15 protein-coding genes are annotated in these 15,774 nt (G+C 62.2%); 8 read left to right on the plus strand and 7 right to left on the minus strand.

The features are described from left to right. The first annotated feature begins 4 nt into the window (after positions 1–4). The 5 genes from ABV408_RS05385 to rfbD all read left to right on the plus strand — a co-directional run bounded on the left by ABV408_RS05385 (position 5) and on the right by rfbD (position 4,191). Positions 5–496, plus strand: a complete 492-nt coding sequence (locus ABV408_RS05385; protein WP_353981433.1) for a GDP-mannose 4,6-dehydratase — start codon at positions 5–7, stop codon at positions 494–496. Positions 497–768: 272 nt separating this feature from the next. Further along, a complete protein-coding gene (gene rfbB / locus ABV408_RS05390) occupies positions 769–1,839 on the plus strand; it encodes a dTDP-glucose 4,6-dehydratase (RefSeq protein ID WP_353981434.1) in 1,071 nt (356 codons plus the stop codon). 20 nt (positions 1,840–1,859) lie between these two features. After that, positions 1,860–2,747 carry a glucose-1-phosphate thymidylyltransferase RfbA gene (gene rfbA / locus ABV408_RS05395; protein ID WP_353981435.1) on the plus strand — a complete coding sequence of 296 codons (888 nt, stop codon included), beginning with the start codon at positions 1,860–1,862 and terminating at the stop codon, positions 2,745–2,747. After that, a complete protein-coding gene (gene rfbC, locus ABV408_RS05400; protein ID WP_353981436.1) occupies positions 2,744–3,289 on the plus strand; it encodes a dTDP-4-dehydrorhamnose 3,5-epimerase in 546 nt (181 codons plus the stop codon). The genes rfbA and rfbC overlap by 4 nt, the downstream gene beginning before the upstream one ends. Next, positions 3,286–4,191, plus strand: coding sequence for a dTDP-4-dehydrorhamnose reductase (gene rfbD, locus ABV408_RS05405; RefSeq protein ID WP_353981437.1), 906 nt, complete (start codon positions 3,286–3,288; stop codon positions 4,189–4,191). The genes rfbC and rfbD overlap by 4 nt, the downstream gene beginning before the upstream one ends. Positions 4,192–4,274: 83 nt before the next feature. On the opposite strand, the gene ABV408_RS05410 is transcribed toward rfbD, so the two are convergent. Further along, positions 4,275–5,498 carry an O-antigen ligase family protein gene (locus ABV408_RS05410; protein ID WP_353981438.1) on the minus strand — a complete coding sequence of 408 codons (1,224 nt, stop codon included), beginning with the start codon at positions 5,496–5,498 and terminating at the stop codon, positions 4,275–4,277. Positions 5,499–5,867: 369 nt separating this feature from the next. Here ABV408_RS05410 and ABV408_RS05415 point away from each other — a divergent pair, with 369 nt between their 5' ends. After that, positions 5,868–6,653, plus strand: coding sequence for a GntR family transcriptional regulator (locus ABV408_RS05415; RefSeq protein ID WP_353981439.1), 786 nt, complete (start codon positions 5,868–5,870; stop codon positions 6,651–6,653). 90 nt (positions 6,654–6,743) lie between these two features. Then, entirely contained in the window at positions 6,744–7,892 is a 1,149-nt protein-coding gene (gene dgoD, locus ABV408_RS05420; protein ID WP_353981440.1) for a galactonate dehydratase, read from the plus strand. A gap of 82 nt (positions 7,893–7,974) precedes the next feature. Here the strand turns inward: dgoD and ABV408_RS05425 are convergent, their stop codons facing one another. From ABV408_RS05425 to ABV408_RS05450, 6 genes are all read right to left on the minus strand, one after another. After that, complete coding sequence (locus ABV408_RS05425) at positions 7,975–9,108, minus strand: sn-glycerol-3-phosphate ABC transporter ATP-binding protein UgpC (RefSeq protein ID WP_353981441.1); 1,134 nt, start codon at positions 9,106–9,108, stop codon at positions 7,975–7,977. A 40-nt stretch (positions 9,109–9,148) separates the two neighbouring features. Then, entirely contained in the window at positions 9,149–9,913 is a 765-nt protein-coding gene (locus ABV408_RS05430) for an SDR family oxidoreductase (protein WP_353981442.1), read from the minus strand. Positions 9,914–9,985: 72 nt separating this feature from the next. After that, a complete protein-coding gene (locus ABV408_RS05435; protein ID WP_353981443.1) occupies positions 9,986–10,816 on the minus strand; it encodes a carbohydrate ABC transporter permease in 831 nt (276 codons plus the stop codon). Further along, entirely contained in the window at positions 10,813–11,655 is an 843-nt protein-coding gene (locus ABV408_RS05440; RefSeq protein WP_353981444.1) for a sugar ABC transporter permease, read from the minus strand. Before ABV408_RS05440 ends, ABV408_RS05435 begins: the two co-directional genes overlap by 4 nt. A gap of 57 nt (positions 11,656–11,712) precedes the next feature. After that, positions 11,713–13,146, minus strand: coding sequence for a sugar ABC transporter substrate-binding protein (locus ABV408_RS05445; RefSeq protein WP_353981445.1), 1,434 nt, complete (start codon positions 13,144–13,146; stop codon positions 11,713–11,715). A gap of 43 nt (positions 13,147–13,189) precedes the next feature. Then, on the minus strand, positions 13,190–14,236 hold the full coding sequence (locus ABV408_RS05450) for an NAD(P)-dependent alcohol dehydrogenase (protein WP_353981446.1): 1,047 nt from the start codon (positions 14,234–14,236) through the stop codon (positions 13,190–13,192). A 393-nt stretch (positions 14,237–14,629) separates the two neighbouring features. Between ABV408_RS05450 and ABV408_RS05455 the strand changes: the two genes are divergently transcribed. Further along, on the plus strand, positions 14,630–15,550 hold the full coding sequence (locus ABV408_RS05455; RefSeq protein WP_353981447.1) for an AraC family transcriptional regulator: 921 nt from the start codon (positions 14,630–14,632) through the stop codon (positions 15,548–15,550). Positions 15,551–15,774: the final 224 nt, after the last annotated feature.

Raw genomic sequence — 15,774 nt, forward strand, 5'->3', positions numbered from 1 at the left:
ATTGTTGCGTTATTTCAATCCAATAGGAGCCCATCAGTCCGGTCAGATAGGCGAAGATCCACTGGGGACTCCCAATAACCTCATGTCGTACGTGGTTCAAGTCGCTGCGCAAAGACGCGAGAGATTATCCATTTTTGGGTCTGATTATCCTACATCGGACGGCACCTGCATACGAGATTATCTGCACGTAATGGACTTGGCCGAAGGCCACCGTCGTGCACTCGCATGCCTCGTCGCCCCCGGTTGCTCTGCTTATAACTTAGGGGCGGGGCGAGGGTATAGCGTGCTTGAGGTGGTCGAAACTTTTATTCAAACAAATGGTGTGTCGGTGCCTTATCAATTTGTGCCACGGCGCCTTGGTGATTTGCCTGCCTTTTGGGCGAACACTGGCAAGGCTGAACGCGATCTGGGATGGCGTGCTCGACGCGACTTACCCACCATGCTAGTGGATGCTTGGCGGTGGCAGTGTCAAAATCCATATGGCTATCGGTCATGAATTCACTGGCTATAGGAATGATCTATTTTGGCGCTTTTTCTTGAATGATGAAATTGAAAAGTGTTCGTGGGCGTGACTTGGAAAAAGAGCGTGAGCTTTGGTTCTTATGAAGTTTTGTTTTCTATAGATGCTTTGAAAAGAGTCTGTCTCGAAGTGATCTGAGTGTTAAGTTGCTTCTGTCGAGAACGTTTGGTGACATGAGGCTTGCCCATAGCTTTTCGTCGACACTTGTTCTTCGTACACTATTAGAGTTTCTATCGACAGGTATGACCATGAAAATTCTGGTAACAGGCGGTGCCGGGTTTATCGGCTCGGCGGTAATTCGCCATGTGATTGGTGACACACGACACAGCGTCGTCAATGTCGATAAGCTCACCTATGCGGGCAATCTAGCTTCCCTGGGTGAGTTTAGCGATGATGCCCGCTATTCTTTCGAGCAGGTCGATATCTGCGATGCGAATGCTCTGCACGAGGTGTTCGAGCGTCACCGGCCCGATGCCGTCATGCATCTGGCGGCGGAATCTCACGTGGATCGCTCGATTCACGGCCCGGCCGACTTCATCCAGACCAATCTGGTGGGTACCGGTGTTTTGCTGGAGGTGGTAAGAGCCTACGTCGAGACGCTGACGGAAGCGGGGCGCACGGCGTTTCGCTTCCACCATGTCTCTACCGATGAGGTATATGGCGATCTCAAAGACTCCGGTGCGTTGTTCACCGAAGCGACGCCTTATGCTCCCAGTTCGCCTTATTCGGCGAGCAAGGCGGGTTCAGACCATCTGGTGCGGGCCTGGCACCGCACCTTTGGACTGCCGGTGCTGGTGACCAACTGCTCAAACAATTACGGTCCCTATCACTTCCCCGAGAAGCTGATCCCTCTGATGATCCTCAATGCTCGTGCGGGCAAGCCGTTGCCCGTCTACGGCGATGGCAGCCAAGTGCGAGACTGGCTTTATGTCGAGGATCATGCACGGGCGCTAGTCACGGTACTCGAGTCGGGCAAAATCGGAGAGACTTACAATATTGGCGGGCATAACGAACACTGTAATCTCGAGGTGGTCGAACGGATCTGTGCGCTGCTCGAGGAACTCGCCCCTGAGCGCCCAGTGGGCGTGGTGTCATACGCTGACCTGATCACCTACGTCAAGGATCGCCCGGGCCATGACCTGCGCTATGCCATCGATGCTGGCAAGATTGCACGAGAGCTTGGTTGGCAGCCGCGTGAGACATTCGACTCCGGCCTGCGCAAGACCGTGCAGTGGTATCTGGAGAATGAGAGCTGGATAGACGGTGTCACTAGCGGTGCGTATCGCGAGTGGACGACGCACCATTACGGCTCGAACTGAGTAGAACTAGGAAAATGGCCATGAAGCGCAAAGGTATCATTCTCGCCGGAGGCTCCGGAACTCGCCTCCACCCGGTCACGATATCGATCTCGAAGCAATTGCTGCCAGTCTATGACAAGCCGATGATCTATTACCCCTTGTCGACCTTGATGCTGGCGGGAATCGACGAGATTTTGATCATCTCTACACCTCAGGACACGCCGCGTTTCGAGCAGCTCTTAGGTGATGGCCATCAGTGGGGTATCTCGCTCGAGTATGCCGTACAGGCGTCTCCGGACGGCCTGGCGCAAGCCTTCATTATCGCAGAAACGTTTCTCGACGGTGCGCCTAGCTGTCTGGTATTAGGCGACAATATTTTTTACGGGCATGATTTTCAGCCGTTGCTGAACAATGCTGCGGCCCGGCCCCAAGGGGCCAGTGTCTTTGCATATCACGTCCATGATCCCGAGCGTTATGGTGTCGTCGATTTCGATGCCGAGGGGCGGGCGACATCTCTGGAGGAGAAGCCTTCCGAGCCCAAATCATCCTTTGCGGTAACTGGACTCTACTTCTACGATAGCGATGTCGTTGCGATGGCGAAGTCGCTGGAACCTTCCGCGCGCGGTGAGCTGGAAATTACCGATATCAATCGGCTTTATCTCGAGCGTGGTGACCTCAGCGTCGAGATCATGGGACGAGGTTTTGCCTGGCTCGATACCGGCACTCATGAATCGCTGATGGAGGCATCGCATTTCGTCGCCACCCTGGAGCATCGTCAAGGGTTGAAGCTTTGCTGCCCAGAAGAGATAGCCTGGCGCCATGGGTGGATCGACGATGATCAATTGCTGGCGCTGGCCGAACCGCTAGCCAAGAGCAGTTATGGTCAATATCTGCGCCGAGTGGTGAAAGAGAATGGGGTTTATCGATGAAGGCTGTGGCGACCGTTCTGCCTGAAGTCATGGTTCTGGAGCCGAAGGTCTTCGGCGACGCGCGAGGCTTCTTCATGGAGAGCTTCAACCGTAAGGCTTTCGAAGAGGCTACCGGCTGCCGGCGTGATTTCGTGCAAGACAACCATTCACGTTCACGTCGAGGCGTGCTGCGGGGCTTGCACTATCAGCTCGAGCAGCCCCAAGGCAAGTTGGTGCGCGTGACCCGTGGTCGCGTCTTTGACGTCGCCGTCGATCTACGCCGCTCTTCGCCCCGTTTCGGCCAGTGGGTGGGTGTGGAGCTCTCTTCCGAGAATCACCGTCAACTGTGGGTGCCCGAGGGCTTCGGGCATGGCTTCGTGGTGCTTTCCGAGAGCGCGGATTTTCTCTACAAGACCACCGACTACTATCACCCCGCGTCGGAGCGCTGTATCCGTTACGACGATGCCGAGCTCGATATCGAGTGGCCTGAAGTCGCGGACTTGGCCCTCTCCGACAAGGATCTCGCCGGCGCTGCACTCTGCGAGGCGGAGGTTTTCGCGTGAACGACACGGGGCTTGATTATCTGATTCTGGGGGCCAACGGCCAGGTCGGGCGCGAGTTGGCGCGGTCCATGCAGCTCTTCGGTCGTGGGCTCGTCCTGGGACGTCAGGAGTGCGATCTGGCTGAGCCTGGCGCCGTGGCCGCGACGGTGTCACTCCATGCGCCGGGCGTGGTAATCAACGCCACGGCTTATACCGCGGTCGACCGCGCGGAGAGCGAGCCGGCACTGGCCAGACGTATCAATACCGAAGCCGTGGCGGAACTGGCCGCTGTGTGTGCCGAGCGCGATATTCCGCTGGTGCACTACTCCACGGATTATGTTTTTGCCGGCGAGGGTGATAAGGCTTATCGTCCCGACGATGCGACAGCCCCGGCGTCGGTCTATGGTCAGACCAAGCGCGAGGGTGAGCAGGCCATCAGTGAGTCGGGCGCCAAGGCGCTGGTGCTGCGGACCAGTTGGGTCTACGCCGCGCATGGTCATAATTTCGTCAAGACCATGCTGCGCCTGGCCAACGAGCGTGACCAGTTGCGCATCATCGCCGACCAGATCGGGGCACCGACCTGGGCCGCCACCATTGCCGATGTCACCGCGCTGGCGCTGCACGGCTGGCGCCGCGAGGGATGGTCCGAGCAGATGGCGGGCATCTACCACCTGACGGCCAGCGGTGCGACCAGCTGGCACGGCTTCGCTGAGGCGATCTTCGATGAAGCCATTGCCCATGGGTTGCTCGATCCTGCCAGGCGGCCGACGATCGAGGCCATCGCTTCCTGTGACTATTCGCAGCCGGCGCCGCGGCCGCACAATTCGCGACTGGATACCGCCTCGCTGAGCGCGACTTTCGATGTCGTCTTGCCCCCCTGGCGGGAGGCTCTGAGCCGCTGCATCAGGGCGCTCGCTGGCTGAAGGAAGGCGCTTCGGTCGCGCCCAAGGCGTCGATCTTTTCCCACGCGCGCCGCCGAGACCCACCGCTCGGCGGCGCGCTGCGTTTATAGCTTCTCTTCGGGCTTGGCGTAGCGCCAGCGCCAGTAGTGGGTCACCAGTCCGCCGACGACAAGGTTGTGTACGTAGACTCCGGTCCAGAACGAGTCGTAGGACTCGAACTGGTTAACGATGATCCAATAGACGAAGAAGGCCGCGCCGAACAGGGCAACGTCATTGGGCATGGCGCCCCCGCGCCAGGCCAGCCAGGTTCCACGCCCGATCCAGAACGCCAGGGCTGCGATCACTGCCACGCCCAGCAGGCCGTAGGCTACCCAGACCTCGATGAAGAAGTTGTGTAGATGTCCGAAGTTCTGCTTGACCATTTCCGGTAGCCAGGGAGTGTGGGCGATCACCAGACTGCGACCCTCGCCGCCCCAGCCCAACAGCGGGCGCTCCGAGATCCATTCAAAGGCCGCCACCCAGCTATGGATACGGATACCGATACTCGAGTAGGGCACTGCGTCCAGATTGCCGTGGGCGAGCTGATGAATGACGGAGGACTCGGCGGTGACGCGCTCGATAAGGACGCCGCCAAAAAGCCAGGCAGCGCATAGAGCCAGCAGGCTTCCCAGCGCCAAGCCGACCAGGAGCGGCCGCAGTATGCGTTTTCCCGTGCCGCGCCAGTGTGCCCATGCGAGCATGATGAGACCGGCGAACGGTAGGGCGATGAGTAGCGCCAGCCACACCGCGCGGGTCTGGCCGATGGCGATGGCGGTGGCACATACGGCCATTACTACGCCCCAAACGGCGCTGCGCCAAATTACCCAACGTCCAGCTGGCATTATCAGGCGGCGGGCGAAGATCACCAGACCGAGAAAGGCGACCCCGAACAGCATCGAACCATGCTGGTCATTGCGGATACCGAAGCCGACACGTTCACCCTCCAGTCCACGCAGCCACTCCCCTGGGCCGGTAATCAGCACGGCGATGAGAAAACCGAGCAAGGCCAGCATCCAGAGCCAAAGCGTGTTGCGAGTGCTGCCGCCAAGCCACCAGGCGACGGCGGTGAAGATGAACAGCTTGGCTAGACGGTCAATCTGTGGATTGTCTGCAATCCATTGGGGATGATGGTAATAGCCGAAAGTCCAGGACACGACTTGCACCGCGATCGCTGCCAGCAGTAACCATAGCGCAGCGGAGCGGCGCATGGTCTTGCCGTAGACGAGAATCGCGATCAGGCCCAGCAATGCTGACAGGGTGCCCGCCTTGCTACCTAGATGCTCGGTCACTAGGCCCAAACAGGCGTAAGCCCAGAGGCAGGCGACGCCCACGACCCATAGGCCGCGGGGGCACTGCCAAGAGTGAGGAGCTTCCCAAAGCGTAGGTCGCTGCGTCATGGATCTCATTACCCTCGAAAAATGGTGAGGTCGGCGATACTAAACGTATTTCATCGACCGTTACAGTTGCCGATCACCGTTCACGAGGCAGCGATCCCTCAGCCGCTTGGCTGGTGTCGATGCTGGTGATCGTTCGCCAGACATGCCCCCTGAGACGTCCTTTCTACAACTTTGGTCTTGTTCATGACCATGGTCTAAGAGCTTTCTCCTGTGGCATGATCGAGGCTATGTCGGACATAGCGACCAGTGAGTTGAACATCCATGCCGACAGACGAGCAAACCGCCGGAGCCGCCGCTGCTCGGGAGTCCCGTGCCGACATCGCCGACGCGCTGGCGGCGTCGATCTTCGGCGGTGAGTACGCCTGCGGCGAGATGATCCCGCGCGAGATCGATCTCTGCTCGCGCTTCGGGGTCAGCCGTAGCACCGTACGCAGCGCGCTGCAGAAGCTGGTCAATGCCGGGCTGGTCACGCGTATCTCGGGGCAGGGCACACGGGTGCGCGAGTTGGCCGCCTGGCATCTGCTCGACCCACAGGTGAGTGACTGGATGGCGCGCCATGCGCGGCCCAACCCCCTGCTGCAGCGTGAGGTCTTCGCTTTCCGCGTGGCGGTGGAGCCGTTCGTCACCGGGCTCGCGGCGACCCACGCCACCGCCGCCGATCTGCTGGCGATCGAAAGTGCGCATGCGGGCATGCTGGCGGCGCTGGAGGCCCCCGACCTGTGCTGGCATGGGATGAGCCACGACGACTACGACGTCGCCTTCCACGAGGCGGTGTTCGCGGCCTCGCACAATCTCATCTGGGCGCAGATCTCGCACGTGCTCAAGCCCGCCATTGCCATGATCGTCGCCCGCTCTAATCACAGTGCCGGCGAACTCGACGACAGCATGGCTCGCCATGCCCGCGTGCTGGAGGCGATCCGCTTGCGTCAGCCGGAGGAGGCCGTCGAGGCCGCGCGAGCGGTGCTCGAGCGCACCGGGCGTGATCTCGGCATGGAGGAGCTGGTACGACATCCCCGCGTGATCGGTCTGCCGCAAGCGTCTTCCTGACGTTCGTGGAGAGAGCCGGAGACGTCCCACGCCACACATCCCATGACATTGACCCAGTGGCATGACATTGACTTAGTAAATAGGTGAGCCGTGAAGATTACCCGTTTGAAGACCTGGCAGGTGCCGCCGCGCTGGCTGTTTCTCAAGATCGAGACTGACGAAGGCTGCTACGGCTGGGGCGAGCCGGTGGTCGAGGGACGTGCTGCGACCGTCGAGGCGGCGGTGCATGAGCTCGCCGACTACCTGGTCGGTCAGGACCCGCACCGCATCGAGCATCTGTGGAATACCCTTTACCGTGCCGGGTTCTATCGCGGCGGCCCGATCCTGATGAGCGCCATCGCTGGTATCGATCAGGCGCTGTGGGATCTGAAAGGTCGCGATCTGGGTGTGCCCGTACACCAGCTGCTCGGCGGCAAGGTGCGCGATCGCATGCGCATGTACGCCTGGACCGGCGGTGACAAGCCGAGCGATGTCGGCGCCGGTGCCAAGGCACTGGTCGACAAGGGCTTCACCGCCTTCAAGATGAACGGCACCGCCGAGATGGCGATCGTCGATTCGCATGCCAAGGTCGATGAGGCGGTGGCGAGGGTGGCTGAGGCGCGCGATGCCGTCGGCCCCGACGTGGGTATCGGCATCGATTTCCACGGGCGTGTCCATCGGCCCATGGCAAAGGCGCTGCTGCGTGAACTCGAGCCCTATCACCCGATGTTCGTCGAAGAGCCGGTGCTGCCCGAGCATCTGCCCAGCCTCAAGCATATCGCTGGCGGCCTGGGCTATCCGCTCGCCACGGGTGAGCGTCTGCACACCCGCTATCAATTCCGCGACCTGCTCGCTGAGGGCATGGTCGATATCGTGCAGCCCGATCTCTCCCACTGCGGCGGCATCAGCGAAGGCATGAAAATCGCCACCCTAGCATCGTGTTTCGATGTCGCCCTGGCCCCGCACTGCCCGCTGGGGCCGCTGACCCTGGCGGCTTCGCTGCATGTGGACGCCGTCAGCCACAATGCGTTCATCCAGGAACAGAGCATGGGCATTCACTACAACCAGGGCAACGATGTCCTCGACTACCTGGTGGACAAGTCCGCGCTATCGATTCATGACGGCTTCTGCGCGATCCCCGACGGCCCAGGCCTGGGAGTTGAAATCGACGAGGCGTTCGTCGAGGAGCGCGCCAAGATCGGGCATCGCTGGCGCAATCCGGTATGGACACACGAGGATGGCTCCATCGCCGAGTGGTGACGGGGCGCCGCGAAGGCGGCGCTCTCGGCCTGGCTTCTTGGCGGCAGGCGCCCTTGGGTAACTGGGCGCTTTGCCGCTGGCATCAGCTGACTGCGGTGCGGTTCTCCTTGCGCTCGACGTTGACCAGCGGGTGACGCTCGAGGTGGCTCAGGGCCAGGCCATCGTCCGCGAACAGATGCGCACGCGCCGGGGCGAAGCCGAAGCGCACGCTGTCGCGCACGCGGTGGGCGACTTCGCCGTCGGTGACCAGAATCCACTCCTCACCGTGGCACTGCACGTAGAGTGAGGTGATCCCGCCGAGGCGTTCGATCACCGTGATCTCGCCCTCCAGCGGCCCGGACTCGTCGAGGGCCAGGTGTTCGGGGCGGATGCCCAGGCTCAGGATGTCGCCGGCCTGGCAGCCGCTGCCGTCCACCGGTACCGCGTATTCGCCGCCGCCGGGCAGGCGTACCGAGACGCCCTCGCTGCGTGCGTCACGCACCTCGACGTCGATGAAGTTCATCTTCGGTGAGCCGATGAAGCCGGCGACGAAGCGGTTGCGCGGGTGGTGGTAGAGTGCCATCGGTGAGCCCACCTGCTCGACGATGCCGCCCTGCAGCACCACGATCTTGTCGGCCATGGTCATCGCCTCGATCTGATCGTGGGTGACGTAGATCATGGTGGCATCGAGCTCTTCATGCAGACGCGCCAGCTCGATGCGCATCTGCACCCGCAGCGCGGCGTCGAGGTTGGAGAGCGGCTCGTCGAACAGGAAGATGCTGGGGTTGCGCACGATCGCACGGCCGATCGCCACGCGCTGACGCTGGCCGCCGGAGAGCGCCTTGGGCTTGCGTTCGAGCAGGTTCTCGAGCTGCAGGATGCGCGCCGCCTCGAGCACCTTTTCGCGGCGTTCGGCCTTGTGCACCTTGGCCAGGCGCAGGCTGAAGCCCATGTTGTCCTCGACCGTCATGTGCGGGTAGAGCGCATAGCTCTGGAACACCATCGACAGCCCGCGTTCGGCCGGGCCGACCTCGTTCATGCGCTGGCCATCGATCAGGATGTCGCCGCTGGAGACGCTCTCCAGCCCGGCGATCATGCGCAACAGGGTCGACTTGCCGCAGCCGGAGGGGCCGACGAAGACCACGAACTCGCGATCCTTGACCTCCAGGTCGACCCCCTTGATGACCTGCGTGCCGGCGAAGTCCTTGACGATATTGTTGAGTTGTAGCGTTGCCATAAGGGCTCCTGATGGCGATGGGCGCCGTCGCGAGTGACGGCTACCAGAGGGTGTAGCCGCCATCCACCACGACGATGGAGCCGGTCATGAAGCTCGAGGCGTTGCTGGCCATGTAAACGATGGTGGGGCCGAGTTCTGCGGGCGTGGCGGCGCGTTGCATGGGCGCGTCGTCGATCCAGTGGGGCTTGAAGCGTGGGTCGTCGACTGGCGCCATCGCGGTCTTGACGTAGCCGGGGGCCAGGGCGTTGACGCGGATGCCGTAGGGGGCCCACTCGGCGGCCAATGACTTGGTCAATTGGTGCACCGCGGCCTTGGAGGCGTTGTAGGCAGGCTGCATCTGCGGACGATTGACGATCATCGCCGAGATCGAGCCGATGTTGATGATCACGCCACCGCGCGACTGCATTCGCCGGCCGGCGGCCTGTGCGCAGTACCACAGGCCGTGGACATTGATATCGAAGATATCGCGCCAGCGCTCGGGGGTGACCTCCAGCGCCGGGGCATGCTGACAGGCACCGGCGTTGTTGAGGAAGATATCGACCGGGCCGAGGCCGGCTTCGACCTCGTCGAGCAGGGCGTCCGCCGCCTCGGGTTGGGTAATGTCGACCTCAACGGCCATGGCGTGGTGGCCGGCATCCTCGAGCGCCTTGACCACTTGCAGGCTGCGCGCATGTCCACGGGCGGCGATGGCGACCTTCGCGCCGGCTTCGGCCAAGGCGTGGGCGAATGCCTCGCCGAGACCCCCATTGCCGCCGGTGACCACGGCGACCTTGCCGCTCAGATCGAACTGCGACATCACATTCATGCGTCTCTCCCGGTGGGGTGTCGGAGTGGCCGACGCCGTTGCGGCGAGGGCGAGGTGCTCATTCGATGGTGCTCATTTGACCGCGCCCAGGGTCAGACCCTTGACCAGCCAGCGCTTGACCAGCAGCCCGGCAATGGCCATCGGGCAGACCACGATGGTGCCGATCGCCAGCAGCTTGCCCCAATCGATACCGGTCTGGGTCAGCAGTTGGGCCGCGGCGATGGGGATGGTCTGGGTGCCGGGGCCGGAGAAGGTCTGGGCGAAGGCGTAGTCATTCCAGGCGAAGATGAAACAGAGGATGGCGGTGGTCACCAGCCCCGGGGTCATCAGCGGCAGCACCACGAGGCGAAATGCCTGCCACTTGGTGGCGCCATCGATCATCGCAGCCTCTTCGAGATCGGGCGGCAGGTCGTCGAAGAAGGCGGTCATCAGCCAGATGGCGAAGGGCAGATTGAAGCTCAGATAAGCGACGATCAGACCGACGTGGGTGTCCAGCAGGTAGAGATAACGAAACAGTAGATACAGCGGCACGATGACGGCGGCGATCGGCGCCATGCGCGTGCTGATGATCCAGAACGCCAGGTGCTGCTTGCCCTTGATCCGGATCCGCGACAGCCCGAAGCCGGCCATGCAGCCCAGAACCACGGCGATCAGCGTCGAGGTGCCGGCGATCAGCAGGCTATTCGTCAGATAGGGCCAGAGGCTGTTGCCGCCGCTGAACAGCGTGGCGTAGTGCTCGAGGGTCGGGGTGAACAGCAGCCGTGGCGTACTGGCGGTGATGATGCTGTTGGGCTTGAACGACGAGAGCACCATCCACAGGATCGGGATCAGCGTCCACAGCAGCAGTAGCGTCAACAGGGCGATCTTCAAGGTGAAGGGGAGCCAGCGCTTGGCGGGGGTCATGAGGCACTCTCCCGGCGTTTGAGCAGCTTGGTGAACGCATTGGCGACCAGGATCGAGAACACCAGCATGGTGATGCCGACGGCGGCGGCATAGCCCAGATCGAAGAAGCGGAAGGCGATGTCGTAGAGCCGGATGGGGATGATCTTGGTCGAATCCGCGGGCCCGCCGTTGGTGGTGATGAAGATGATCGCGAAGAAGCGAATCGCATCCATGGCGCGGATCAGCAGGGCCACCAGCAGGATGTTGGAGATCGACGGCAGGATGATGTAGAGCAGTTTCTGGCGATAATTGGCACCGTCCATCTCCGCGGCTTCCAGGGTGTCTTCGGGCACCGAGGTAAGCCCGGCCAGCACGATCAGTGCCACCAGTGGCGTCCACTCCCACACATCCATGAGGATCACCGCGGTCATCGCCGAGCCGACGCTGCCGAGGATGTTGCCGTCGAACAGGCCGGTTTCATTGAGGATCCAGGCATACAGGCCGTGGCTGGGGTCGAGCATGAAGCGTCCGAGCAGACCGACGATCACCGGGGCGATGAACATCGGAATCAGCAGCAGCGAGATGATGATGTTGCTGCCCCGTCTCAGGCTGTAGACCAGCAGCGCCATCACTGTGCCGATGAGCATCTCCAGACCCACCGTGGCCAGGAAGTAGACCAGGCTGATCAGCCAGCTGGCGCGGATGTCAGGGTCGGTGAATACCCGGCGCCAGTTATCGAGGCCCGAGAACTCCAGGGTCAGCCCGCCCATCAGGCTGACGTTGTTGAAGCTCATCCAGATGATCGAGAAGAACGGCACCAGCGTGATCAGGGCCAGCAGAAAGAGCGCTGGCGACATCATCGCCAGCTCGAACCTCTGCCGCCTTGGTGCGGGCCTTGCGGTCACCAGCGCCATGCGTCACGCCCCCACGATACGATCGATGCGTTGCTTGGCGCTCTGCATGGTCTCTTCGGGCGACATCTGCCCTGCGAGCATCTTGGAGAGCTCGGTGAAGATCACCGTGTCGACTTCGTTCCACTGGGGGATCTTGGGGCGCAGGCCGATATGGTCGTCGCGCCAGGCGATCAGCATGGTGTCCGCGGTGAGCATGTTGGGCATGTCGGTGGGCGGTTTGCTGGCCGCCTTGACCTCGGGCATGGCGTAGACCGACTGGCGTGTCGGCGTGCCGCCGCCGACCTGGCTCTTCAGCCCCATCAGCTGGGTCTGCGGCGAGGTCGCCCAGACCAGGAACAGCCACGCTGCCTTCTGCTTCTCGGGCGAGGCGTTGGCGTTGATGCCGATCCCGGTGCCGCCCCACAGATTGGCACTGCGCGCTGGCCCCTTGGGTAGCGGTGCATAGCCGATCTTGCCCTTGAGGTCCGAGCTCTCCAGCGAGCCGGCGAACTCGTGCCACTCCGGCATCATCGCGAACTCGCCGTTCTGGAAGGCGTTGGCGACGCCGGTCCAGTCCCAGCTGGTGCTGCCGGGGTGGGCGACCTTCAACAGCTTCTGGTAGAAGCGCGCTGCCTCCAGCGAAGCATCGCTGGTCAACTGGCAGGCGCCGGGGGAGTCGGTGCCGTAGAGACCGATCTGCTGGCCGTTGGCAAAGTAGCTACCGCCGTAGGCGAACAGCACGTTGGAGAAGTCGCACATCAGCGAATCGTACTGCTGCGCCTGATGGCCAGTGCCGTACTTGACCTCGCTGGCGTTGCCGTTACTGAACCACGCGGCGATCTGATAGTACTGTTCCCAGGTGGTGTCGTCCGTGGGCATCGGGTCGAAGCCTAGCTCCTGGCGCATCTTGTCGCGGTACTTCTCGAACAGATCGCGGCGGTAGATCCAGATCATCGTCGGGCAGTCGTAGGGCAGTGCATACAGGGCATCCGCGTTCTCGAACCGGCCGGCGGCGGCCAGCTGCGAGGGAATGAAGTCCTCGATGCCCTTGGGGACGACCGGTTGCTGGCCATCCTTGATGAACGTATTCAGGTCCACCAGGCCGCGATGATAGGGCGCCAGCACCTGATAGGGGTCGGCATAGATCACGTCGTAGGCGCTGCGTCCGGCGCCGAAGTCCAGCGCGACCTTCTGTACCAGCGCCCCCAACTGCATCTCGGTGATATTGACGGTGATGCCGGTGAGCGCCTTGAAGGCGTCCAGGTTGGCGGCGATCGCCGTCGTCGGCGGGGTGTTCTCGGAGATGAACTGGATGGTGGTGCCGCTGGCCTGTTTCCAGGCTTCCTCGCTGGCCATCCCCTGGGCGAGGGCCGTGCGCAGCGTACCGGCGCCCATCAGCGACAGGCCGGCGAGCCCGCCCATTCCCTTCAATATGTCGCGACGCTTGAACTGGGTCATTGTTGTTTGCCTCTAGTGAGTGGCGTGCTGGTATTGGCAGTCTTCAGCTATCGAGGGTGATCTGCAGCTTGACGTCCTGAGGTCGCGCGCTGGCGGCGCGCTCGAACGCTTCGATGCTCTTCTCGAAAGCGAAGGTCTCGCTGATCAGTGGTTCGAGGTCGACCTTGCCCGAGGCGATCAGGTCGATCGCCCGGTCATAGACATTGGCGTAGCGGAACACCGTCTCGATGCGCAGCTCCTTGGCCTGGGCCGAGACGATATCGAAGGTGACCGGCTCGACCGGCATGCCGACCAGTACCAGCGTGCCGGCGGGCCGGGCGCAGGCCAGCACGTCGTCATAGACCCGGGGGTTGCCACTGGCTTCGAACACTACGTCGGCGCCCCAATCCTGGCCGCAGCGCCCGGCGACGGCATCACGCAGCGACTCGCGTGAGACGTTGACGGGGGTAATACCGGCGTAGCGTCCGGCGATCGCCAGCTTCTCCTCGACCAGATCGGAGACCAGCACCTCGCTGGCCCCACCCGCCAGTGCCGCCAGAGCGACCATCAGGCCGATCGGCCCCGCGCCGGTGACGACGCAGATGTCGCCCGGCTGCATGCGTGCCTTGACCACTGCCTGCATGCCGATGGCGAATGGCTCGATCATCGCCCCTGCCGCGAAGGAGACCGAGTCGGGCAGGGTGAAGGTGAACGCTGCCGGATGAATGACCTCGGGCGTCAGGCAGCCGTGCACCGGCGGGGTGGCCCAGAAGCGCACGCTGGGGTCGACGTTGTAGACGCCCAGCTTGGACGCGCGCGAGCTGGGGTCGGGAATGCCGGGCTCCATGCACACTCGGTCGCCGACCTTCAGATGGCGAACGTTGCTGCCGACCGCGGTGACCACGCCGGAGGCCTCGTGGCCGAGCACCATGGGCGCTTCCACGACGAAGGGGCCGATACGGCCGTGGGTGTAGTAGTGGACATCGCTGCCGCAGATGCCCACGGTATGTATCCGCACGCGCACATCATCGGCGCCGAGCTGATCCGGCAGCTCGATCTCACGCAGTGACAGGTCGCGTTTTTTCTCCAGCACCAGGGCTCTGGCTTTCATGGCGCGCTTCTCGGGTCGTAGGAAAAACGGGCGAGAACCGGTCTTCTATCTGCTCGCTCCGGCTCGCCACCGGCTTGGCAGTGACGCTACGCGCTGGGCGGGAAAAGCGGCTAGGCTGTAATTTTCGAGTGGCTGATACTTTTTTGCAGAGCCTGCCGTGGAGTCTGTTAATCTCTTGTTTTTCAAGTATTCGACGGAACTGTTCGGTGGTCGGTCGGGCGCTGATGGGTGGGCGAGCGTGACCAAAGTCTAAAAGTCTGCCGCCCTTATTCCTTTCAGGATGGGTGGGCGTCGACAGGGACCTCTCGTCGCGGCTGCATCATTGCTGCCCGGCGTGGGTCATTCATCGATGGACGTCATGCACCGTATTGGCCGACCGAGGCACTGATACCGATGATCGCTGCGCCGCTCAACGATACCCCTCTGGGTGCACCTGTCTTCGAAAGCATCAGCCAGGACCCGAAATTCAGCTTCTACTGGCACTGTCACGACTTCCCGGCGCCGCTCGCGCGCTGGAATTATCATCCTGAGTACGAGCTGCATCTCATCCGCGACTCGCAGGGGCACTGTTTCGTTGGCGACTATATCGGCCGCTTCGCACCGGGCAATCTGGTGCTGGTCGGGCCCAACATTCCCCATGCCTGGTTCAGCGACCTCGACGAGTCCCGGCCGCTGATCGAAGGGCGCGACGTCGTACTGCAGTTCAAGGGCGAGTGGCTAGAGCACATGATGCAGCTCTGTCCGGAGCTCAATTGCCTGTCGCCGCTGATCGAGGACTCGGCGCGGGGGGTGGAGTTCGGCGGGGAGGAAGCGGTCCGCTGCGGCGAACTGCTGATCAAGATGGGTGAGCAGGACAATGCCGGCAAGTTGCTCAGCGTGCTGACGATTCTGCGTAGCCTGTCGCAGAGCGATTACCGGACACTCTCCGGCCGTGGCTATGGGCCCGGGGCCAGCGGTGTCTCCTCGGCCCAGGTCGACGCCGTACTGCGCGATATCCATGACCATTTCCACGAAGCGCTGCGTATGTCGACACTGGCCGCCCAGCATGGCATGTCTCCCTCCGGCTTTTCGCGCTTTTTCAAGCAGGCCACGGGCGATACGTTCGTTGCCTTCCTGCGGCGAATCCGTATCGGCCACGCCTGCCGACTCCTGCTCGAAGGCAGGCACTCCATTGCCGACATCTGCTTTCAGGTCGGCTACAACAATCTATCCAACTTCAATCGACACTTTCGTGAACAGAAGGGGATGACCCCTAGCCAGTACCAGCATGAAGCCGTGGGCTCGGTATCCAAGCGCGTAAGGCGAATCGCGTGATGGCGCTTGGCGCTCATGTGGACGGGTGTTGCCGTCTGCACCAGAGACGGCCGGCCGATGCCAGGCTTGAGAGCCCTGAGATCGAGCATGGCCGACCAAAGTATGAAGGCGCTGCTTGGGTGATTGCTGAATCCTATGTACGACATACTAGGCGGCATTGTCCTACACGGCGCGCTCTGCACTGTGTAGGACAGTGCCGGCGTGACAATCGAGCTGCAACGAGG

It is taken from the genome of Salinicola endophyticus (assembly GCF_040536835.1).
GTDB classification, from domain to species: domain Bacteria; phylum Pseudomonadota; class Gammaproteobacteria; order Pseudomonadales; family Halomonadaceae; genus Salinicola; species Salinicola endophyticus_A.